Source organism: Pontiella desulfatans, from assembly GCF_900890425.1.
Lineage (GTDB): Bacteria > Verrucomicrobiota > Kiritimatiellia > Kiritimatiellales > Pontiellaceae > Pontiella > Pontiella desulfatans.
Genome location: NZ_CAAHFG010000004.1, coordinates 880,874 through 902,325 on the forward strand (window position 1 = coordinate 880,874; position 21,452 = coordinate 902,325).

Here is a 21,452-nt window from a genome sequence, read left to right on the forward strand (position 1 = left end):
TGGTTTATGGTCTTAAAACGGCATCCTCCCCGTTTTGCGGATTATTAAGCTATCCAATGTAATGTGCTAGTGTCAAGGGTTGGGCACAACATCTTGTGGTTTTTGTTAGAAAGGCGTATTTTTATTAGGAAATTAGCGGATGATGGACCGGCTCTTGAAAATCGGGGAGGATGTGGCTTTGAAAATGCTCACTTAGAAAGCATAGTTCCCGCGTTTGGAAATACCGAGGAGGATGGACAATGCCTGAATGGTTGAGTTTGATTGATGTGGCCTTTGTGGCGGTCGCCGTGTTTTTTGCATGGAGCGGTTTCCAGAAGGGTTTTGCGGCACAGGTGGCCCATATCCTGAGCTTCCTGATCATGGGCGGATTCCTGTTTTTTGCGTATCCGACGATTTTCAGCTACTACCGGCGGCTGTTCCGGAGCGTTGAGGAAACCTATCTCATGTGGCTGATCCTCGCCGGCATGGCGGTCCTGGCCATTTTTGCGTTCGTCGTGTTCAGCAGGGTGTTGGCCAAGATGCTCAAGGCGCAGAGTTCCGAAATCGCCGACGGCGTCTATGGTTTTTTCCTCGGCCTCGTGCGCGGCCTGCTCACGGCACTGGTCGTCCTGATCCTGCTGGTGATGGTCGATACCACCGGAAGGGTTTCCGGACGGATTGGTGTAAAGTCGTTCATTGGCCAGTTTGTTTGCCAAACCCTGGTGCCCCGGATCCAGCCCCGCCTGGCACCCGTCCTTGAAGAAAACATCCAACTGATCAAAAAGAAGCTCCTGGAACAGGAAGAGGCCGGGCAACTGGAAGAGGAACAACAACATAATGTCCGCTAAAAGAAACAGCCGGCTCGTCGCCGCCGAAATCATCTGCCAATGGATGGAGGACCAAAGCTTCCCCGACCGGAAGCTGGCCACCCTTCAACACGACCACGCCTTCGTTCTCGAGGTCGTCAATGGCGTCGTCCGGAACCAAAACATCCTGCGCTGGATCGAGCGGAAGTGGGTCGACCGCCCGCCCCGCCTATTCTTCAAGGCCGTCCTGCAGGTCGGGCTATACCAGCTCCTCTTCATGGACAATGTCGAGCAATACGCCGCCATCTCGGAAACCGTCAACGCCGCCAAGGACCATCCCGGCGGAACCGGCGCCTCGAAAATGATCAACGCCGTCCTGCGCCGCGCCCAGCGCGAAAAGGAACAGGTGCTGGCCGAACTCGAAAAGCAGCCTGCCCACATCCGCCTCTCCCACCCCGAATTCCTGATGGAGCGGTGGACGCAGCAATACGGCGAGGCCGATACCCTCGAGCTGGCCAAATGGAACAACGAGCCCCCGGCCACCATCCTGCGCATCGAGCAGGCCGCCGTCGATGCCGCCGAATTCATCGACAAGTTGCGCGAGGCCGACATTGAGCCGCTGATGCATCCCTATTCCGATAAGGAGATCTTCCTCATCCTGCCGCGCGGCGTCGCCGTCCGCAAGGTGCCCGGTTACGATGAAGGCTGGTTCACCGTCCAGGATCCCGCCACCTCCGTCTCCGTCGATCTGCTCGCGCCGCGCCCCGGCGAAGCCGTGCTCGACGCCTGCGCCGCCCCCGGCGGCAAGACCGCCATGATGGCCGGCCGCATGAAAGGGAAGGGCGAGCTGGTTGCCATGGATATGCACGACGACCGAATCGACGTGCTCAAGGAAAACCAAAAGCGCCTCAACCTCGACTGGATCGAAATCGTCAAGGGCGATGCGCGGCATCCGGAAACCACGCTGGGTGAAAGACAGTTCGACGCCATCCTGCTCGATGTGCCCTGCACCAACACCGGAGTCCTCAAGCGCCGCGCCGACGCCCGCTGGCGCATCGACGAAGAGCGCATCGGCACCATCACCAAACTCCAACACGAAATCCTCGACGCCTGCGCGCGAATGTTGAAAGAAAAGGGGCGAATCGTCTACAGCACCTGCAGCCTCGAAGCCGAGGAAAACGAAAACCTCGTGGCCCGCTGGGTGCGCGACCACCCCGACTTCCGCCTCGTCAAAACCGGCAAGGCCTTCCCGCCCGACTCCGGCACCGACGGCGCCTTCGCGGCGCTGCTGCGGAAAAAGTAGCAACCACGAAATGCCAATTATAGATGCGGCGGCTAAATGTCGGGATTTATTTGCCACAAGAGAGCGCAAAGATAACAAGGAATTCTCAATGGTTCTGAGTTCTATGCGCTCTCTCGTGGCCAAACCTTTCCTGCTGAGAATTCACAATATTTAATCGACGGAGCAATAGCTAGCGGCGGAGCCGCCCTGGAGTACGGAGACGGCGTCTCCGTTTTCCCGCCTATGGTTGCGGCGTACAGGCAGAGCGGCATCGCCGATGCCGCAGTCCAAGGCGCTTGCTATGCTGCGCGCAGGTTTGTTTACCCATTCGAGAAACAGCGGCCAGGTGTTGTGTCGGGGGCGGTTTCGTATCGCCGGCATCTTGCCGACCTTGCTGGCACGCGGGGCTGCCGGGACGGCTGCTCGAACTTTTCCTGCAACGATCGAGAAGTAGAGGAATAAAATTCAGCCTTCTGCAGGAGCTGAAAAACACAATAATGATTTAGGCAGACCGACCCTTTTAACGACCCTTTTAATTTTTGACCGGATAACCAGATGGACAGGATCGATGGGCGGTTCCAACGGAGCGGGGACAGGAATCTTCCCGCTCCCGCACCAACCATTCTCCGCAAGGAAATGGCAACGCCCGCTGACGCACCACTTGCTGTACCGAAGGCGTCCCGCCTGCCCCGCCGAACGGGCAACCACCGCGCGCCCCCAAAACCGTTCGTGATCTTTTGCATCAAACCCTGGGATTCTCTCCCTTTTTCCAACGCCATTCGGAGCCTCTTGGGTGACCCTTAGTTCATCAAACACAAAGATCAAAGGACCCCTTAGCCCGACCCCTTAGCCGAACTCAACTTTGCCACCACCTGCGATGTACCCGATGTCCACCTCCCGTTTGTGCGCCTCATGCTGGGCGAAGCCCGCAACCACGATGCCGTCGTGCTGATGCAGGACGGGAAAAAGCAACCGCTGTTCGCGGTCTACCGCAAGTCGCTCGTGCCCCAGATCGAGGAGCTCAGCGGCAAGGCAAGCGCGCGGTCTTTGCCCTAGCCGACCGCATCGACGTCCTCTACCTCGAAAGCAAAGGCAACTGGTACCATAACCTCAACACCCACGACGACGTTGAGCGCTACCGGAAAAATCAAACATAGGTATTGATGATCCGATTTTGGCTGTTTAGTATACTGGCTGGTTAAACGTTTTTATGAGTGACATCTATCCAGCATTGCTGCAAGAGCTTCGCAACGGGACTCCGTTTGTGGTGGCGACCGTCATTGGAACGAAGGGCTCCACCCCCCGCGAAAAAGGGGCGAAGATGCTGGTTCGGTCCGACGGCTCGATCAGCGGCACCATCGGCGGCGGAAAATTTGAATCGTTGGTGGTGGAAGCCGCAGCTCAAACGCTCGCCACCGGGGAGTTGGAAACCAGAACCTTTCCTTTGCACGAACACGACAACGAGTCCTTTGGAGCAATCTGCGGAGGAGAGGTCACCGTCTTACTGGAGCCCCATGCCATGAAACAGCGACTCTTGATTTCCGGGGCAGGCCACTGCGGCCAGGCGCTGGCGGAACTGGCCTTGAACTGCGGCTGGCCCGTCACCGTTTTTGACGACCGGGAGGAACTCTTCGATACGTCCTTCTATCGGGACGAACGTCTCCACCTTTGCACGGAAGCCAACGCCCTGGACCGGTTCGCGTTTCAACGTGGGGATTGCATGGTGCTGGTCAGCAAAGGGCATCCCGAAGACCGGGCCGCACTGCGTTCCATTCTCAACCGCAATCCGGCTCCGAGGCTCGCGTATCTCGGCATGATTGGCAGCGAACGCAAGGTTTCGATGGTGCTTAGCAGCCTGGAAGAGGAGGGCTTTTCCAAAAGCGAGCTGGAAAAGGTCTACGCCCCCATCGGGCTCGATATTGGCTCGGAATCGCCGGCGGAAATCGCGGTGTCGATCATGGCGGAAATCCTGCAGGTCACCCGGGGCGCGCGCGGAGGGCACATGCGGTTGAAATGAATGCAACGATCTCCAGCCCGATGGCCCTGCTCTTCCTCGCCGCCGGCGCCTCCCGCCGCATGGGGCGCGACAAAGCCTTGTTGCCGTGGCAGGGAAAAACGGTTGTTGCCCACCATTACTCGTTGCTGGAACAGGTCGAGGGCATCGATCCCTGGATCGTCACCCGCCCCATCGATGTGGCACTAACCACCGAGCTGGAATCCATCGGATGGCCCGGCCACCAACGGATCATCAATCCAAGCGCCCCCGACTGTGAAATGCTCCTCTCGATCCAGTGCGGCGTTGCCGGCATCCTGAAGCATCCCTATTCCACCGTCGGCATCGCACTCATCGACCAAGTGCTTATCCAGCCACCAACGTTTGAGGCATTGGCCAACGAGGCGGAACGCAATCCCCAATCCATTCTGCAGCCCTCATTCAATGGTCGGCGCGGCCATCCCGTCCTGCTTCCCCGCAGCGTTGCCGAACAGCTCGCCGGATTCCAGGGCCCGACGCTCAAACATTTTCTGGAAGAACACAACAATCAACGCTCACTGCTCAAAGTCGACGACCGTGGCGTGGTCACGGATATGGACACCCCGGCCGCCTATCGGGAGCAGCTTTCACGCCTCTAACTGGAGATGCCCATGAAGGAACCGAACAAAGACGATGGACCGTTCCGCTTTTCGCGGCGCGGGCTGATCAAAACCGCCGTGCCAACCGCCACGGCCGCCCTGGCCGGCGGCATGAACGAAGCCGCGGCCCAAATGGAGCAAGACCGGAAGGAAAAACCACTCGGGCCCCATCCCGTTGCCATCGAGCTGAACGTGAATGGCAAGGTGCATAGGGTGACGGTGGAGCCGCGCGTTACCCTGCTGGATGTATTGCGCAACGAACTCGACCTCACCGGCGCAAAGGAAGTGTGCGACCGCGCCCAATGCGGCGCCTGCACGGTGCTGCTCGATGGCGACCCCATCAACGCCTGCATGATGCTGGCCGTCGCCGTCCAAGGCCGCAAGATCCGGACAATCGAGGGCATCTCGCCCAACGGCAAGATGAACAAGCTCCAGGAAGAATTCGTGCAACACGATGCCATGCAGTGCGGCTTCTGCACACCGGGATTCGTGACGTCCCTCACCCGGTTGCTTGAGGTGGCGCCGAAAGCCACCGACGAGCAAATCGGCAAAGCCTGCTCCGGCCACCTTTGCCGCTGCGGCACCTATCCGCACGTCCTCAAGGCCGCCCGCGCCGCCGCCGGACGCAAGGAGGTGGAGTCATGAGTGGTTGGCCCAAAGAGACAAAGCACCTGAGCAAACGTACCGTCCGCGTCGATGCCAAAGAGAAGGTCACCGGCCGCGCAAAATATACCTACGACCAACATCCGAAAGGCATGCTGTACGGCATGATGCTGCGCTCCAAATGGCCGGCGGCACGGCTGGAGGAAATCGATCTTCAACCGGCGTTGGACATGCCCGGGGTCGAGGCCGCCGTGCTGGTGCAGGATGTCCCGCGCGACATCCGTTTTTATGGGCAGGAAATTGCCGCGGTTGCGGCCGCCACCCCGGAGATTGCGGAAGAAGCCATCCGCGCCATCAAGCTCAAAGCCACCGTCCGCCCGCATGTGGTCGATCCCATGAAGTCGATCGAGGAGGGTGCGCCCGAGGTTTTCAAAGGGCGAACCAATCTCTCCACCCCGAAAACCCGCGAACGGGCCAACCCCGATGAAGCCTTTGCAAAGGCGGACGTGGTGGCCGAAGTCACCGTCATGACCCAGGCCGAAATCCACCACCCCCTTGAAACCCATGGCCATGTGATTGACTGGGGTGCGGACGGCAACGTTACGGTCTGGGCATCGACCCAGGCCATCAGCAGCGTAAAGAACGCCATTGCCAAGGCGCTTGATGTTCCTTCCAGCCAGGTGCGCGTAATCTCCGAATTCATGGGCGGGGGTTTCGGCGCCAAGTTTGGCTCCGGGGTCGAGGGGCTGGCCTGCGCGCGGCTTTCCAAGGCAACGAAGAAACCGGTCAAGCTCATGCTCTCGCGGTTCGACAACCACCACTCGGTAGGCAACCGGCCGGGTTCCTACCAAAAGATAAAAATCGCGGCCGACAAAAGCGGCAAGCTGGTCGCCTATGAAAACATTGGCTTTGGCTCGGCGGGATATGCCAGCGGCGGAGCCACCGCCGGGGGCGGCGGAGGAGCCGGGTTCAAGACGCCGTATGTCTACGACGTTCGCCCGGTGAAAACCTCGCAGTTCGGCGTGGCCATCCATGCCGGCTCGGCACGCGCCTTCCGCGCGCCGCAGCACCCCCAGGGTTGTTTCGGCATGGAGACCGCGATGCAGGAGCTTTGCGATAAGCTCGGCATGGATCCGGTGGAGTTCCGCAAAATGAATACTGCGCATGAGGTGCGGCTGAGCCAGTTCGACCTTGCGGCGGAACGGTTTGAATGGAAAAAGAAATTCAAAAAACCGGGCAGCTCGAAAGGCGCGGTTAAATCCGGCGTCGGTGTGGCCACCGGCGAATGGGGCGGCGGGGGCAAGAACTCCACCGCCGAAGTGATCGTCGGCGAAGACGGCAGTGTTGAAGTCCGTTGCGGCACGCAGGATCTGGGCACCGCCACCAAAACCTCCATGGCCGTCGTGGCGGCCGAGACGCTCGGGCTTGATCCAACCGATATCGTTTCCCGTTGCGGCGACACCAACTTTCCACCGTCCGGCGGCAGCGGGGGCAGCACCACTTCGCCGTCGGTCATGCCGGCCGTCAAGGTGGCGTGCGACAACACCATCGAAGAACTCCGGCTGGCTTCCGGCATGTCCGACGTCACCGGAAAGAACTGGAAGAAAGCCTGTTCAAAAATCGGCCCCGATCCATTGGTGGTGCAGGGAAAATGGCGCGAGGGCCTTTCCGGCAACGGAACCGCCGGCGTGCAAATGGCCGAGGTCGAGGTGGATACCGAGACCGGATTCATCAAGGTCAAGAAAATCACCTGTGTCCAGGACTGCGGCCTGCTGGTGAACCTCCAAACGGCGGAAAGCCAGGCCAACGGCGGCATCATCATGGGCATCAGCTATGCGCTCTATGAAGAGCGCGTGATGGATGATGCCACCGGTGTTCCGCTCAATCCGAATTTCGAGACCTACAAACTCCCCACGCTGGCCGATATGCCCGAGATTGACGTCACGTTCCAGAACATGCCCGAGCGTGGTGTGATCGGCATCGGCGAACCGGTAACGGTGCCCACGGCGGCGGCGATCGCCAATGCGGTCAGCAATGCCATCGGCATACGCATGACCAGCCTGCCCATCACGCCGGCCAAGGTGCTCGATGCGCTGAATGGAACGCCCGGGGCGGAACAAAACATTGCGTGGGATCGCGTCGCCTCCATCTCCAAAACCGGCGACTTCATCAACCTCGACCAACAGGAGCTTCCGGCATGAATAACTTTGAATACATAAAGGCCCAGACCGCCGAGAGCGCCTGCGCCGCCGCCGATCGGGACACGCGCTTCCATGGGGGCGGCATCGACCTGCTCGGCGAAATGAAGGACTACATCGACTCGCCGAAACGCGTCATCGATGTCTCCGGCCTCGACCGCTCCATCAGCGATGAAGGTGCCCATTGGAAACTGGGTGGCGCGGTGCGGTTGGTCGATATTGAAAACCATGCGGGGCTGAAGCAATCGATTCCCGGACTCGTGCAGGCGGCGGAACATGTCGGCTCGCCGCAGATCCGCAACCTGGCAACGATCGGTGGAAACCTGGCCCAGCACAGCCGCTGCTGGTATTACCGCCACCCCGATGTCAAATGCCTGAAGAACGGCGGATCGCAATGCTACGCCCGCAGCGGCATCAACAAGTTCCATTCCATCTTTGCCGAGGGTGCCTGCATCAGCCCGGTGGTTTCCAATTTGGGCGTTGCGCTCTCCGCCCTCGATGCCACGGTGCAGGTGATGCGCAAGGGGCAGGTTCGCGAATTGACGATGGAAGCATTCTACGAAGATGCCGACCTCAACCCGCGGGCGCACAACTCGCTCAAGCCCGATGAACTGGTGGTATCCGTTACGGTGCCCAAGCAACGCACATGCAGTTCCTATGTCCAGATCTCGGAAAAGGAAACCTTCGACTGGGCGCTGGTCAGCTGCGCCGTGGCGGCGAACCTGGAAAACAACGTGTTGAGCCATGTGCGGCTCTATTTCGGCGTCGTCTCGCCGGTGCCCTACACCCATGCACGGGCGGTTAAGCAACTCGAAGGGATGCGCCTGACCCAATCGGGCGTGGAGGAAGTCGCCGCCGCCCTGCTCGAAGGGGCGCAAACCTCGGAACACAACCGATACAAGGTGCCCCTTGCAAAAACCATGGCCAAGCGGGCAATCATCGCGTTGGGAGGTCAGTCATGAGCCAGCAGTGCTTCTATCTTGAAACCAAGAAACTGCATGTCCCCGCACTCCGCGAGCATGCGTTCACCGAAAAGCCCGACACCGGCTGGGAAGGCCACTTTTGGTGCTGCCTCACCGGCGCCGAATTCGGCCCCGACGACCAGGTCGTCAACCTGATCGAATGCAGCAACTGCGAGCGCGGCTGTTTTAAGGAATAGTACGGAAAAGGAATGCCCCTTGCAGGACGCGGTTCTTTGCGCAGCAAAGGCCGCGTTGAACCCGAGGATCACGCGCCCTCCGTTGGAGAGCCACGTCCTACACGTCCACCGCCAAGGTTTCATCGATTCCGGGAACCGCCGCTCCATTCCCTCTTCGAACATCATCCCATTAACCGCAGCGCCGAAAAGTTTTTTTCACTCTTATCCACATCCTGCTATCTTTTGTTTCCGTAGCATCGGAATACTGGGAATAAAGGAGTAATATGAGTGCGCCAAGCAAAGCTGTTTTAGACAAGCTGGCCAATCCAGCCCATGCAAAGGTTAGCCGCCGGCATGGAATAGACCTGCACGGTTGAGGAGTTAACGAATCGGTTGAAGCTGCAGGAATAGCAGTTCGTCAGCCACAACGGAAGTGAAGGCAGTAAGCCCCGAAATTTTCCATTGTTGCACAGGGCCAAGGGTTTCATATCCCGGAAGCCAGTATCGTGCCTCCCGATAGAGGCGAGGGTTGCACGGCGTGCCGGGGTCTCAGGCCGTGGCGGGTGAATGAATTGTTTAAGGCGGAACTTGGGAGAACCGGAGCATTCCGCAGAAGCCGCCGAGGAAGCCGAAGAGGTGACGAGGCGGTATGATGCTCTGGTAGTCGGATCGACCCGTAGTAGAGGGGTAGGCGGGTTAATGCCCGTTGTCCGCAGCGGGGAGGGGACTCTCTTCCCGCACTCATCACCGGGAAGCAGGGGGAAGGTTCGGCTGCTCGAACTTTTCTTAAATTATCTAATGTATCAACTCTGGTACTTTGACCCTTTTACCCCCTCCACGAAAGAACCTTGCGGCGGGCGGCTCGGATGGAACCTCGCCCTCTACACAGCGGCTCATGATTTATGAAGAGCTAGGCTGTGGTCTAGGAAAAGGGGCGGTCCGCCTAATTCGTCGTTTTGGTTTTCTGCGCCGCCAGAAATCGGGATTTAGTCGAAGAGGTCGAGGTGGTTGGTGAGGAGTTTGTGGAGGGTTTGCTCGGCTTCCACGAGCTGGAGTTCGTGGTCGGGATTGGCGGTTAGTCGGATTTCGACCTTGCCCATGGAGGGATAGAAGCCAAGGTCTACGTTCTTCGGGGCGAAGCCGGCTTCTTCGAGAATGGTGACGATATCCGATTCGCCGATGCCTTTGGTGCGGACGGTGGATACGAGGTTGGGGCGGGCATCGGCATAGGTTTCCTTGAGCCAGGGGATGATTTTCTCGCTTAAAATGGCATTGAATTCGTTCGGTGGCCCGGGCAGGACAAACAGGGTTTTCCCATTGGCCAATTCGATGCGCTGGCCGGGGGCGGCGCCGACGGAGTTGGGTAGGACGTTCGCGGATTCCAGCACCTGCGCCTGCCGGGTGGCGGCCAGCGTGACGGTGCGGCCTCGCTTCTCGTACCAGCTTTTCAAGTATTCCACGGTCGGTTGGTCGATGATGATTTTCTGGCCGAGCAGTTTGGCGAGCGCATCGCGGGTGATGTCGTCGATCGTGGGGCCGAGGCCGCCGCTCACGAAGACGAGGTCGACCCGGTCGAGGGCTTCATCGACGGCGCTGCCTATGGTGGGGATGTCGTCGGGAATGGTGGTGTCGCGGGACAACTGCAGTCCGATGGCCGAGAGCGCTTCGCCGAGGTCGCGCCCGTGGGTGTTGAGCGTGCGTCCGCTGAGCAGCTCGTTGCCGATCGAAATGAGTTCTGCTTGAAAGTTCATGGTGTCGCAGTCTGCGGAAGGAGACCTGAGGGTACAAGATTAATTGACAGCTGACCGAATTTTGAATAATACGGTCATCGTCATGACTGTATTTGTTGGAATACGGTCAGTTTTGGGGCGAAAAACCATGTATGTTCCACAGGCACAACTGAAAAACCTGGAGAAGCTGGTACTTCCGGGTAAGGCTTTGATTGTTTACGGTGCGCGCCAGACCGGAAAAACAACGCTGGTTAAACGCTATTGCGAGTCGGTCAATGAATCCTATCTTTATGTCGATGGTGAGGATTTAGCCGTTCGGGATGCTTTGGAGAGCCATTCAGTGGAACGGTTGAAGGCGTTTGTTGGAGCCAATCGGTTACTGGTGGTTGACGAGGCCCAGAGCATTCGGAAAATCGGGCGAAACCTTAAATTACTGATCGATCATGTGCCGGATTTGAAAATCATCGCCACGGGCTCTTCCTCGTTCGAGTTGGCCAAGGATGTTGGCGAGCCATTGACGGGCCGTAGCTATGTTTTGCACATGTATCCGTTGGCGCAGTTAGAGTTGGCATCGATGGAAAACCGCCATGAAACCGAGTCGTGCCTTGAGGAGCGGTTGGTCTACGGGAGTTATCCCGAAGTTGTGCTGCTTCGGGATGATTCACTTCGGAAACGGCACCTTTCGACGATGGTGGGAGTCTATCTCTTCAAGGATATCCTTGCGCACGAGAACGTTCGCGACTCGGATAAGCTGAGGCGGTTGCTGCAGCTTTTGGCCTTTCAGATTGGTAAAGATGTTTCGCACAATGAACTGGCCACGCAGTTGGGTATGAGCAAGAACACCGTGGCCCGATATCTGGATCTTCTGGAGAAGGTTTTTGTGATCTTCCACCGCAACGGATTTAGTCGGAATCTGCGCAAGGAGCTTTCCAAGAGCAATCGCTATTACTTCTTCGACAATGGAGTAAGGAATGCCCTGATCAATAATTTTAATCCACTAAGCCTGCGGGATGATGCTGGTTTGCTATGGGAAAACTATGTGGTTTCCGAGCGGTTAAAGCGGAATGAGTATGGGGGGCTGTTCGTGTCGTCCTGGTTTTGGCGAACGTATGACCGCAAGGAGATCGACTTGGTTGAGGAATCCGGGGGGCAGCTCCGCGGTTACGAGATGAAGTGGAAGGAGGCGCGAAAGACCAGCGCGCCAACCGACTGGGTGAAACAATACCCAGAGGCGACGTTTGAGGTGGTTCACCCCGGAAACTATCTGCCCTTTATCACCTAGGCCAATGGAAACGACGAATCAACATTCTTTAATAGTGGATAACGGTCAGGCGAAGTCGCGGCTGGATGCCTTCCTGGCCTCGGTGGAGCCGAAGGTCTCGCGCTCGGCGTGGAAGGCGCTGATTATGGAGGGGCTGGTGACGGTGAACGGCGCGGCCAGCAAACCCAACCAAAAGCTGAAGACGGGCGACGCGGTGGCATGGACGATCCCGAACCGGGCACCGGTTGCGGCGATCCCCGAGGAGATGCCGCTTAACATTCTCTTCGAGGATGAAGCGGTGATCGTGCTGAACAAGCCGCCGGGGCTGGTGGTGCATCCGGCGGCCGGGAATCCATCCGGCACGTTGCTGCACGGCTTGCTGTTCCACGATCCGGCGTTCCAGACGCTGGAACGCGCGGGCATCGTGCACCGGCTCGACAAGGATACGAGCGGCGTGATGGTGGTGGCCAAGACCGAGGCGGCGATGGCCCACCTGCAGGCGCAGTTCAAAGGGCGCCAGACCGAAAAGGAATACCTCGCCCTGGTCTGGGGCGAGCCGCCGAAAAGCGGCCGGATCCAAACCCTGCTGGGGCGCCATCCGGTGCACCGCAAGAAGCAGGCGGTGCTGAAGGAGGAGGGCCGCGAGGCGATCTCGAACTATGAGCTCGTGGAGCAGTTTCCCGAAGCGGCGCTCATGCGCGTTGGGATCGAGACGGGGCGCACGCACCAGATCCGCGTGCACATGGCGCACATCCGGCATCCGATCGTTGGCGACACGGTCTATGGCCGCGCCCGGAAAAACCGGTTGCCGGTCGAGCCGGGGCGGCAGATGCTGCACGCCGCCAAGCTCACGTTCAACCACCCGGAGTCCGGGAAAAGGCTTTCCTTCGAAGCCCCCTTGTTCGATGATATGCGCCAACTTTTGGAATCTCTACGGAACGGATAATGGCGGAAACCACATACCAGGGCTTGATCGAGGATTTGGAGAACTATCTCCTGTACCAGCGCGACGAGGGCGTTCAGCGGCTGGAGGTCGACCGTGCCGTGCTGGAGGAGCTGGCCAGGGAGCCGGAGCCGGAAACCCCGGAGGTCGTGGTGGTCGAGGCCGCGCCGATCCCCGACGATTTCGATTCGCTCGAAGCCATTGCCGCGCATGTTTCCACCTGCACCAACTGCGAATTGTGCCAAACGCGCAACGCCACCGTGCCGGGCGAGGGCAACGGGGACTCCCCCGCGATCATGTTCATCGGCGAAGGCCCGGGGGCGGACGAGGACGCGCAGGGGCGGCCGTTTGTCGGCAAGGCCGGTCAGCTTCTTGACAAAATGATCGAGGCCATGGGCTATGCGCGCGAAGAAATCTACATCGCCAACGTGGTTAAATGCCGCCCGCCGGGCAACCGCAAGCCGGTGCGCGAAGAGATGGACTTGTGCCTGCCCTATCTACGGCAGCAGATTGGCCTGATTCGGCCGAAGATCATTGTCGGCCTGGGCGGAACGGCCTTGGAAGGGCTGCTGGGCCGGCCCGTGGCCATCTCCCGCATGCGCGGTGTTTGGCAGGAATATGCCGGCATCAAACTCATGCCGACCTTCCACCCGTCCTACCTTTTGCGCGATCCGACCAAGAAAAAGGATGCCTGGGCCGATCTGAAGCTCGTGCTGGCCGAGCTGGGCAGGGTGCCGCCGCCGAGGACGTAGGGGAGTATGGCTGGGGAGAATCCGTCTTCGGCATTCCACGTTTCCGTCTTGAATATTGAACGTTGTCCATCCTTATCATGTCTTGAACATTTTTTGCTGGCAAGGGGGGCGCTTTGGCTTAACATGGCGCGTACGTATGGTTGCTGATCTAAATCTGGAGCCGGAAGAGATTCCGGAGGACGGGGAGCTTCTCGAGGAAGTTTCCGAAGAGGAGCTGGAAGATGCCGGCCCTCCCGACGATGAACTGGTGCTCAAGGCGCAACAGGGCGACGTGCATGCGTTTGACCAGCTCGTCGAGCGCTACCACAGCAAAATCTATGGCCTCACCTACAATATGTGCTCCAACCGCGAGGATGCCGAAGATCTGACCCAGGAGGTTTTCGTGAAGGCCTTCGAGGCGTTGCCGCGCTTCCGCGGAAAGTCGTCTTTCTACACCTGGCTCTACCGCATCGCGGTCAATAAGACCATAAACTATAGGAAAAAGCGCAACCGCAAGCGGGCCTTGAGCCTCGATTCGTTCGACCAGGACATCAAAACCGACGATGTCTACCACGATCTAACCTCCAAGGGATCGCCGTTGCGCAGCATCAGTTTGTCGGAACTTCAAATTAAATTGAACGAAGCCCTGCAAAACCTGTCAGAGAAGCACAGAACCGTTGTGGTGTTGCATGATATGCAGGGGGTGCCACACGAAGAAATAGCGAAAATGGTTGGGGCATCGGTTGGAACGGTTCGATCGAGATTGTTCTACGCCAGAAGACAAATGCAATCTGAACTGTCGGAGTTCATGAAATGATGGGCGATAAAATGAATACTGAAGCAACGGCCGAAAGCGAGGCCGAGGTGCTCTTGCGGCAACTCATGCACCTTAAAAACTACGAGATCCCCGAAACGGCTCGCATGACCCGCAACAAACAAAACATCATGCGGCAGGTCCGCCAAACCCAGGCGGGCAAGCGCAGGTCGCTCGGCGAGCTCATGGAAATGAACATGCCCTGGTTCTTTGCCGAGCCCAAATACGGCATTGCGGCGCTTTTCGTGGCGTTCATTGGCCTGCAGTATGCCGGAATGACCTCCCGCAACTCCTCCCAAAGCACCGGCATATACACCACCGCGAGCAACATGGCTTCCTTCGAACAAGCCACGACGGTCACCAATAGCGCCTATCCCCGACTCCCGAACAACTATCCGCTTTTCAGATCCCCGGAAGGGGGCGACGGCACCGTGGTACCCGTCGGGTTCCAGTACCGGGAATAGGATTTCATCTCCTCCTCAAACGCGAAAGCGGCAACCTCCGGGCTGCCGCTTTCGTCTTTTAGCGTTCGGCGACTTTATGAAGAAGGATCGGCGACGCGGCCGATGAAGAGGATGGTACCCGTGCTGTTTTCGCGGATGAGGAACAGGAACGGGTGGTTGGCAATAAACATGGCCGGCATGCTCGTGGGGCGGATGCCTACCGCAGTGGCGGCGGCGGCCTCGGTGCCTTCCTCGTTCACCTCAACAAACGCCTTGTGGACGACCCAGTCGATGAAAAGCCCGCCCTTGCCATTCATGCCCGAAAGGTCGGCTTGGTCTGAAAATGCCAACGGCATGCCCATGGCCGCCAGGTGCCGGCCAAGCTCCAGCGTGGATTCCTGTTTAAACTTCGGCAGCTGAACCATCACCTCGCGTTTATTGAATTCCAGCGAGGCCAGTGTTTCCGCATTCAGCGCGTTTTCCAGTGCGGGCAGGCCTCCGGCTTTTTCCGGAAGCAGAATGAGCATGGAAAGGTCGTTCCCTTCATACGGCAGTTCCAGGGCTTGGAAATCCTTGCCCTGCGCCCGATTGAAGTCGTCGCTCCGCATCATCATGGAAACCATGGCCTCGGTTCCGGGCTTGACGGTGAAGAGGGCTTGGCGCGTCATTTTTGGATCAAACGAGTTTGCCCAATTGCCCTTGAAATAGATCGCGTTCGCGAGAACGAGCTTGGTCGAAGCGGTCAGCATGTTTTCCTTAATCAGGTTTTTGATGCGATCCATGGTCTTGGCTTCGACCCAATTATTGATCCGCAGGCGCGCGGCCTCGGTGTCGCCCTTGAAATCAACGGCCACGATCTCCGAGCCGTAGAATTCCTTCGTCATGCCGAGATAGTCCGGCAGGAAGGTGTAGTCTTCCTGCGGCCAAAGCGAGTTGGCGACGCTGAGTTGAACGTCGCCCTTTTTCTGGATGCCGTTGAGTTTTTCCCGGAGAAAGGAAAAGGCGGGGTGGGTGGCGCCCTGGCCGCCGAAATGGAGGGTGTCGTCCATCTGCTGGGCGGTTTCGCCGCGCGCGCCGCCATAGACCATGGCGAGGGCGGAGGCGACGCCATAGGGCGAGAGGAACAGGTTGCCGTCTTCCTGTGCGGAGAGCTGCTTATAGAGATCGAAGGTGAGCTGGTTGACCGAGCTGGCCGGATCGAACGCCGCCTCGCTGGGCTTCGGGTTTTTCCAGACGAGGTCTGAAATCTCGAGGATGGTTTTGCTGCCGCTCTTCTTGTCCCGCAGTTCGAGGTTTTTGGCCACCCACATGCCGTCCATTTTCTTGATGCTGGTAATCTTCAGCTTGCGTAGCTCCTTGCCCTTGGGGTCGAGCGTTTGCGCTTCAAGCAGCATGCCCATGTTTTTCTCGATCCAGAGCCGCATGGTGTTTTTCGAACCCGGGATGGGCACATCGACCACATGGCTGGGGCGGTTGAGTTTTTTTTCCTCGTCGATCAGTTTCGAGTTGGGCCACCACAGCACGGAAAAGCTCAAGTCGGCCCAGGTGAGGCCGGTGCCGAGGATGTCGGAGGTGGGCTTGTTCTTTTTGTTCGAGAAGTCGTAGGAGGGCACATCGTTGTTCCAGGTGATGGTGAGCGTTTCCTTGTCGATGGTGTATTTCGCGGTGGGCGTTTCCGCGCCCCAGTCCAGCTCCATCCCAACCGGCAGGTTGGCCTTGGTGAACCCATTCGCGGTTCGTACCTTGAGCGAGCCGGTCAGTTCCAGCGGATCGGACGGCAGCTTGGTGCGCACCAGCTCCAGGATGTCATCCGCCGGCAACGGCTCGCAAAATGCACCCATTGAACTGAGGATCGTAATAACGGACAAAAAAAATCTTTTCACAGACGACTCCTATATTGGGCCACGGAAGAACACGGATTAACACCGATAGGAATCCGTGGCTTTATTCCTGTTCTGAAAGTTTCAGCGCATACCGCAACGCCTGGTCTATGGTTTGGACGTTCTTGAACGTCAGTTTCTTTTTAATATCCGCAGGAATTTCCTCGAGATCGATCTTGTTCTTTTCCGGCAGCATGATGTGCCTGATGCCGGCGCGGGAGGCGGCGAGCACCTTTTCCTTGAGTCCGCCGATCGGCAGTACGCGGCCACGCAGCGAAATCTCGCCGGTCATGGCCAGGTCGGGGCGCACGGGGATGTCTTTGAGCATCGAAAGGATCGCCAGCGAGATCGCCACGCCGGCCGATGGGCCGTCCTTGGGCGTGGCGCCGGCCGGCACGTGGATGTGGATGTCGGACTTGGCGAACACCGTTTCGTCGATCTTGAAGACGCCGGCGTTTGCGCGCAGGTAGCTCAAGGCCGCGCGGGCGGATTCCTTCATCACATCGCCCAGCGAGCCGGTCAGGATCAGTCCGCCCTTGCCGGGCATGCGGGTGGCCTCGATGAAGAGGATGTCGCCGCCATAGGGCGTCCAGGCCAGGCCGGTCACCACGCCGGGCATCGCCTGGCGTTCGGCAACATCCTTCTCGATCTTGACCGGGCCGAGGAACCCCTTGAGTTTGTTGCCGGTCACCCCGACCGGGCGGGTCTTGCCCTCGGCGAAGCCGCGCGCCACCTTGCGGCAGACATTGGCGATCTGCCGCTCCAGGTTGCGGACGCCGGCCTCGGCGGTATAGCCGCCAATAATGCCTTCGAGCGCGCCTTTGTCGAACTTGATCTGCGTACGCTTGAGGCCGTGCTCGCGGATGGCCTTCGGCACCAGGTAGCGCCGGGCGATGTGCACCTTTTCCTGGAGCGTGTAGCCGGAGATGCGGATCACTTCCATGCGGTCGCGCAGCGGGCCGGGAATGGTGTCGAGCATGTTGGCGGTGGTGATGAAGAGCACCTTCGAAAGGTCGAACTGCACATCGAGGTAATGGTCCTGGAACGTGGAGTTTTGTTCGGGGTCGAGCACTTCGAGCAGGGCCGAGGCGGGATCGCCGCGGAAATCCTTGCCGACCTTGTCGATCTCATCGAGCATGATGACCGGGTTGTTGGTGCCGCAGCGGCGCAGGCTTTCGATGATGCGGCCGGGCATGGCGCCGATGTAGGTGCGGCGATGGCCGCGGATCTCCGCCTCGTCGTGCATGCCGCCGAGCGACATGCGCACAAACTCGCGGCCCAGTGCGCGCGCCACCGATTTCCCCAGCGAGGTCTTGCCGACGCCCGGCGGGCCGGCCAGGCAGAGGATCGGCCCTTTCATATCGCTTTTGAGCTTCAGTACGGAAAGATATTCAAGGATGCGGTCCTTGACCTTTTCCAGGCCATAGTGATCCTTGTTCAGGATCTTTTCGGCGGCGAGGATATCCAGCTGGTCTTCGGTCGACTTGGCCCAGGGGAGCTCGGCCATCACATCGAGGTAGGTGCGGATGACGCCGTGCTCCGGCGAGGCGGGCGGCACGGCCTTGAGGCGATCGAGTTCCTTTTCGGCGGCCTCGGCCGCTTCGGCGGGAAGCTGGGCTTCTTCGAGCTTTTTCTCCAGCTCGAGGATTTCGTTCGAGTGCGGGTCGTCCTGGCCGAGTTCCTTCTGGATGGTTTTCAGCTGCTCGCGCAGGAAGATTTCACGTTGGGTCTTGGTGAAGGTTTCGTGGACCTTGTTCTCGATCTTGTTGCCGAGCTTGAGGATCTGGTATTCGCGGTTGAGGAACTCCATCAAGGTCTTGAGCCGGTTTGCCGGATGGTTGTCGGCCAGCAGGTTCTGGCGGACCTCGATCGGGATCGGCAGGTTGGTGGCGATCAGGTCCGAGAGCTGTTCCGGCGCGCCCATGTTGAAGATCGCCACCGCGAGCTCGTCCGGCATGTTGGGCGACATCGTGACGAGCTGCTGGAACTGTTCGGATGCGCTACGCACCAGCGCCTCGGTTTCGAGCGAGTCGTCCTTCGCGTCCTCGACCATGCGGTAGTGCGCGGTGGGGTAGCCCTCGTCCGAGAGCAGGTCTTTCAGCTCGCAGCGCGACATCCCTTCCACCAGCACATGCGTCGAGCCATCGGGAAAGTTGAGTGTCTTGATCAGGCGGGCAACGCAGCCGACGCGGTAGATGTCGTCCTGGGTCAGGTTGGCTTCGTCGATCTCCTCCTTGCGCTGCAGGGCGGTGATGAAGTGGGGGGATTTGGTGGAGAGGTCGGAGACGAGTTTCTTCGATTCATCCGTGGTGATCACCAGCGGGGCGACCATCTGGGGGAAGAGGACAAAGTTTTTCAGCGGCATGACGGGCAGCAGGTCGGGGACTTCCTGCTCGGGTACGATCTCGATCTCGACGTCGTTGTGGTCTTCCTGTGCACTCATAGAATCTAATGTGGGTTGGTTGTTGCTGTTTGCCTTGGGGCGGGAATTTCCGGTGGCAAGGCGCCGGGGGGGGGCGAAGCGGCGGCGGTGTTGCGCTACTCTTCTTCCTCTTCGTCTTCCCGGCCTTCGATCATCTTCTGCGTATCCCAGGCGCGTTTGCACTTGCGGATCTGCTCGTTGTAGTTATCGACCTGCTCCTTGGTGACGCCCTGTCCATGCGCCGCCGCCAGGCTGGCCATCTGCTTGATGGCGCGGTAGGCCTTTTCGTATTGGCCGGTAATATAATAGGCTTCGGCCAAGGTGCTCCAGACGTGGTGGTCGTCCGGCGCAAGAACCATGGCATCCTGGGCGAGGACGATCGCCTTTTGCCCGTCTCGGAAGGAGGGGTCTTCGGCCGTAGCGTAGAGCCAGGCCAGGTTGTTCTTGAGCTTGAAGTCTTCTGGGTAATCCTTCACCAGCTCCGAAAGGATTTTCTCCGCCTTGCCGTATTGCTTGGCGTTGATGTAGACGTGGCCGACGATGTAGCGCGACTCCTGATGCATCGGGTCGATTTCCAGGATGCGCTCGTAGGCGCTGATGGCCGAATCGAAATCGTCCTCCGCGAAATAGGCGGATGCCACGTTGAGCAGGAACGCAATGCGCTCCTCGTCGGTCTTGCTGTCGAGTTGGAGGCCCGAGGGCGTATTGGTTTGCTGGGCCAGGGCACCGGTGGAAAGCAGGGCCGCCATTGCGAGGATGAGTGTGCGTTTCATGATAAAAATCTCCTAATGGGTCGTGCCGATCTCAATATGGACTACGGCGGGTTCGGTTTTGACGAGTTGCAGGCCGGTGGGAAGGTCGACCTCCACCGGCAGGTCGTAGCCCGCGCTTTCCGTCAGGTCGTGGCAGGCGACATAGGCAAAAATATCCGAGGCCCGCAGTTTCTCGATCTTCTGCTGCTGGCCTTGCACGATGATTTCCACCGTTAGGGGTTGTACGCTGATTTGGCGTTTTTCGCCCGGGGCGCACATGGTTCTGACCGGAATCTTTTCGAAGGTTTCCGTGCTGGAGTGGGCTTCGATGAAAAATTCGACGGAGACCCAGTCGGGCGCGACCCGCATGCGTCCCGCCTGGGGCAGGGCGATCGGTACGCTCTCCTTGAACGAACCCTTGCGATCCTTCAGGTCAACCGGTTCGGTGTGGATGTTTTCCATTTCATCCAGCACTTGGCGTGCGCCCGCCACGCTGACCGATGCCGGCGTACAGACAATCCGTTCGATCTCAAGTCCCGCCGGCAACGAGCCCTCGATGGCTGCCTTGACCGGCAACGACCGCTCGCTTTCCTGGTCGAGCCGTACGACGATTTCGGACGGGCTGAAGCTGACCACTTTTGCGCCGGTCGGGTTCTTGAGGAATTTTTCCGAAAGCTTGATGGTCATCTCCTTGCCGTGCTCGGGGTTGGCCACGGGAACGACCACCTTGAGCTGCTCGTTGTTCATATAGCGGAAATCCTCGCGCGAGCCACGGAACTCGATGTTCACGCGGTGCACCGATTTTTCCCAGACCGCCCAGCCTTCCGGAACAGCGACATCGACCGTGATGTTCGAGACCGGCAGCTCCAGCCCGATGGTTTTCCGGATGCCTTGCCACGCAAAGAAGGCCAGCCCAATGCAAAGCAGGATCAGCCATTTGTCGCGGTTGACCTGAATCCAGAATCTGGAGAAGCTATTCTTCATCCTGCTCCTCGTTGAGGGTCATTAAAACGGTGTCGGAGAGCATGGCTTCGCCGGTTTGTATCTTTTCGCGGAAGCGGGCCAGCCCGGTTCGCTCGCGGCGCAGCATCGACGACAAGACCCGGTGGAGCTTTTCCGCATTGAGCCCGCGGCGCAGGCGGCCGTTGTAGGCAATCGAAACCGCACCGGTCTCCTCCGATACCACGATCACGATGGCGTCGGTCTCTTCGGTAATGCCGATTGCGGCGCGGTGGCGTGTGCCGAGCATCTTGCTCAGCTCCTCTTTCTGCGAAAGCGGGAAAAGGCACCCGGCGGCGCAAATGCGGTCGCCCGAGATAATCACGCCGCCATCATGCAGCGGGGTGTGCGGGAAAAAGATCGTGGCCAGCAGCTCCGAGCTGACGGCGCTGTTCATCCGGGTGCCCGTATCCTGTATGGCGCGCGTTCCAATCTCGCGCTCGATGGCAATCAGGGCGCCGATCTTGCGTTTCGAGAGCAGCTTCACCGTCTGCAGGATGGGTTCAACCAGGCTTTTCTGCGAGGCCATTCCATTGTTGCGCCAGGGTTGGCGGCCCAGGCGCGCGAGCACCCGCCGGATCTCGGGCTGGAAAATCACCATGATGGCCAGCGTAATATAGAGCATCAGCTTGGAGAGGATCCAGTTGAGCACATCGAGGTGGCTGAGGCTGGTGACGGCCGAAAGGATGCCAAACAGCACAATCAGCCCCGAAAGGATGGACGCGCCGCGCGTCCCCTGGAAGAGCCGGAAAACGAAATAAAGCAAGCCGGCCAGGATGAATATCTCGATCCATCCCAGCGTATTCGGTACTTCAAAGGCTTCTTTCCATTCCTGCATCA

Annotated in this window: 20 protein-coding genes and 1 pseudogene; 14 read left to right on the top strand and 7 right to left on the bottom strand. The window is 59.0% G+C overall.

Annotated features, from left to right (window positions below):
• The first annotated feature begins 239 nt into the window (after positions 1–239).
• The gene (locus tag E9954_RS29265; RefSeq protein ID WP_136082840.1) at positions 240–827 is read left to right on the top strand and encodes a CvpA family protein; all 588 of its coding nucleotides are present in this window, start codon (positions 240–242) and stop codon (positions 825–827) included.
• Positions 817–2,088: a 16S rRNA (cytosine(967)-C(5))-methyltransferase RsmB gene (rsmB, locus tag E9954_RS29270; protein WP_136082841.1), complete on the top strand. Its 1,272-nt coding sequence runs from the start codon at positions 817–819 to the stop codon at positions 2,086–2,088. The genes E9954_RS29265 and rsmB overlap by 11 nt, the downstream gene beginning before the upstream one ends.
• A 150-nt stretch (positions 2,089–2,238) precedes the next feature.
• On the opposite strand, the gene E9954_RS29275 is transcribed toward rsmB, so the two are convergent.
• Complete coding sequence (locus tag E9954_RS29275; protein WP_136082842.1) at positions 2,239–2,448, bottom strand: hypothetical protein; 210 nt, start codon at positions 2,446–2,448, stop codon at positions 2,239–2,241.
• 483 nt (positions 2,449–2,931) lie between these two features.
• Here E9954_RS29275 and E9954_RS29280 point away from each other — a divergent pair.
• From E9954_RS29280 to E9954_RS29310, 7 genes and pseudogenes are all read left to right on the top strand, one after another.
• A pseudogene (locus E9954_RS29280) lies at positions 2,932–3,123 on the top strand (NTP transferase domain-containing protein); the annotation flags it as partial.
• A 154-nt stretch (positions 3,124–3,277) separates the two neighbouring features.
• Positions 3,278–4,084 carry an XdhC family protein gene (locus E9954_RS29285; RefSeq protein WP_136082844.1) on the top strand — a complete coding sequence of 269 codons (807 nt, stop codon included), beginning with the start codon at positions 3,278–3,280 and terminating at the stop codon, positions 4,082–4,084.
• A complete protein-coding gene (locus tag E9954_RS29290; RefSeq protein WP_136082845.1) occupies positions 4,081–4,698 on the top strand; it encodes a nucleotidyltransferase family protein in 618 nt (205 codons plus the stop codon). Before E9954_RS29285 ends, E9954_RS29290 begins: the two co-directional genes overlap by 4 nt.
• A gap of 12 nt (positions 4,699–4,710) precedes the next feature.
• Positions 4,711–5,343 (top strand): (2Fe-2S)-binding protein, encoded by a 633-nt coding sequence (locus E9954_RS29295; RefSeq protein WP_222847363.1) that lies wholly within the window; start codon positions 4,711–4,713, stop codon positions 5,341–5,343.
• Positions 5,340–7,502: a xanthine dehydrogenase family protein molybdopterin-binding subunit gene (locus E9954_RS29300; protein WP_136082847.1), complete on the top strand. Its 2,163-nt coding sequence runs from the start codon at positions 5,340–5,342 to the stop codon at positions 7,500–7,502. The genes E9954_RS29295 and E9954_RS29300 overlap by 4 nt, the downstream gene beginning before the upstream one ends.
• Positions 7,499–8,461 (top strand): FAD binding domain-containing protein, encoded by a 963-nt coding sequence (locus tag E9954_RS29305; RefSeq protein ID WP_136082848.1) that lies wholly within the window; start codon positions 7,499–7,501, stop codon positions 8,459–8,461. The genes E9954_RS29300 and E9954_RS29305 overlap by 4 nt, the downstream gene beginning before the upstream one ends.
• Positions 8,458–8,658: a hypothetical protein gene (locus E9954_RS29310; RefSeq protein WP_136082849.1), complete on the top strand. Its 201-nt coding sequence runs from the start codon at positions 8,458–8,460 to the stop codon at positions 8,656–8,658. Before E9954_RS29305 ends, E9954_RS29310 begins: the two co-directional genes overlap by 4 nt.
• Positions 8,659–9,623: 965 nt before the next feature.
• On the opposite strand, the gene E9954_RS29315 is transcribed toward E9954_RS29310, so the two are convergent.
• Positions 9,624–10,388, bottom strand: coding sequence for a competence/damage-inducible protein A (locus tag E9954_RS29315; RefSeq protein WP_136082850.1), 765 nt, complete (start codon positions 10,386–10,388; stop codon positions 9,624–9,626).
• Between the two features lie 127 nt (positions 10,389–10,515).
• Between E9954_RS29315 and E9954_RS29320 the strand changes: the two genes are divergently transcribed.
• From E9954_RS29320 to E9954_RS29340, 5 genes are all read left to right on the top strand, one after another.
• Positions 10,516–11,649: an ATP-binding protein gene (locus E9954_RS29320; protein WP_136082851.1), complete on the top strand. Its 1,134-nt coding sequence runs from the start codon at positions 10,516–10,518 to the stop codon at positions 11,647–11,649.
• Positions 11,650–11,653: 4 nt separating this feature from the next.
• Positions 11,654–12,574, top strand: coding sequence for an RluA family pseudouridine synthase (locus E9954_RS29325; RefSeq protein ID WP_136082852.1), 921 nt, complete (start codon positions 11,654–11,656; stop codon positions 12,572–12,574).
• Entirely contained in the window at positions 12,574–13,323 is a 750-nt protein-coding gene (locus tag E9954_RS29330; protein ID WP_187357972.1) for a uracil-DNA glycosylase, read from the top strand. The genes E9954_RS29325 and E9954_RS29330 overlap by 1 nt, the downstream gene beginning before the upstream one ends.
• 136 nt (positions 13,324–13,459) lie before the next feature.
• Positions 13,460–14,119, top strand: coding sequence for an RNA polymerase sigma factor (locus E9954_RS29335; protein ID WP_136082853.1), 660 nt, complete (start codon positions 13,460–13,462; stop codon positions 14,117–14,119).
• An 11-nt stretch (positions 14,120–14,130) separates the two neighbouring features.
• On the top strand, positions 14,131–14,580 hold the full coding sequence (locus E9954_RS29340; protein WP_136082854.1) for a hypothetical protein: 450 nt from the start codon (positions 14,131–14,133) through the stop codon (positions 14,578–14,580).
• Positions 14,581–14,654: 74 nt separating this feature from the next.
• Here E9954_RS29340 and E9954_RS29345 read toward each other — a convergent pair whose 3' ends face one another.
• The 5 genes from E9954_RS29345 to cdaA form a co-directional block, all read right to left on the bottom strand.
• A complete protein-coding gene (locus E9954_RS29345) occupies positions 14,655–16,442 on the bottom strand; it encodes a serpin family protein (RefSeq protein WP_136082855.1) in 1,788 nt (595 codons plus the stop codon).
• Between the two features lie 61 nt (positions 16,443–16,503).
• On the bottom strand, positions 16,504–18,882 hold the full coding sequence (gene lon, locus E9954_RS29350) for an endopeptidase La (protein ID WP_136082856.1): 2,379 nt from the start codon (positions 18,880–18,882) through the stop codon (positions 16,504–16,506).
• A 95-nt stretch (positions 18,883–18,977) separates the two neighbouring features.
• Complete coding sequence (locus E9954_RS29355) at positions 18,978–19,634, bottom strand: tetratricopeptide repeat protein (RefSeq protein ID WP_136082857.1); 657 nt, start codon at positions 19,632–19,634, stop codon at positions 18,978–18,980.
• A gap of 12 nt (positions 19,635–19,646) precedes the next feature.
• Positions 19,647–20,597, bottom strand: coding sequence for a CdaR family protein (locus tag E9954_RS29360; protein ID WP_136082858.1), 951 nt, complete (start codon positions 20,595–20,597; stop codon positions 19,647–19,649).
• Complete coding sequence (gene cdaA, locus E9954_RS29365; protein WP_136082859.1) at positions 20,587–21,450, bottom strand: diadenylate cyclase CdaA; 864 nt, start codon at positions 21,448–21,450, stop codon at positions 20,587–20,589. The genes E9954_RS29360 and cdaA overlap by 11 nt, the downstream gene beginning before the upstream one ends.
• Positions 21,451–21,452: the final 2 nt, after the last annotated feature.